Annotated in this window: 1 protein-coding gene; it reads right to left on the reverse strand. The window is 64.7% G+C overall.

The window, feature by feature from the left end:
• Window positions 1-723 (reverse strand): nucleoside-diphosphate sugar epimerase/dehydratase (locus tag AC0QUY_RS42635; RefSeq protein WP_475391730.1); only part of this gene is annotated, 723 nt, incomplete at its 3' end.
• Window positions 724-759: the final 36 nt, after the last annotated feature.

Genomic DNA, 759 nt, shown 5'->3' on the forward strand with positions numbered 1-759 from the left:
TTCGGGATGCGCCTCGGGTTCGAACGCCGACGGCGTCATCACGAGCCGCGCAATCGGCTTTCCGCGGCCGGCATAGTCGCGGATCACGTCCTCGACGTCATCGATGCCGCCGAGCACCGGGACGTTGCGGATCGATTGCCCGCGGTCCGCAGCCGACGGCGACAGCACGCCGACCGGCCAAAGCTGCTTGACGGCTCCGCTCTCGATCGCGCGCAGCAGCACCTCCGCGTCGGCGGCGCGTCCGATCAAAAGGGTCGGCGACGCGCCTTCGGTCCGGGCATGGCGGCGAACCCGCGTGTAACGGAAATAGCGGTAGCCGAAACGGAGCGCGCTCAGCGCGAATATCTGGAGAAACCAGTAGAGAACGATGGTGATGCGGCCGAACAGCACCGGCGCCTTGCCGTTCGATGCCCCGAAGATGAACGCATAGTCCAGCACGATGAGCGCGACCGCCAGGACGCTCGCCACGCGCAGGATGTTCAGCGCATCGGGAAGCGAAATGAAACGCCATTTCGTCGTTGTCAGGTTGAAGACGTAACAGATCACGACGCTGAAGATGACGAACAGCGGCAGGATGCGCAGCAACAGCGGCAGGCGGGCATAGAAGGCCTCGCCGCCCTCGAAGCGCAGGTAGAAGCTCGCCAGCAGCGCAAGCGCCGTCGCCAGCCCATCATGCGCTGCGATCAGGAAATTGCGGCGGGTCAGTTGCGAAAGAGGCGTCATTCCAATGGCCGGATGCGGGAACGATCGGGATTCGCG

Source organism: Bradyrhizobium sp. WYCCWR15520 (genome assembly GCF_056174665.1).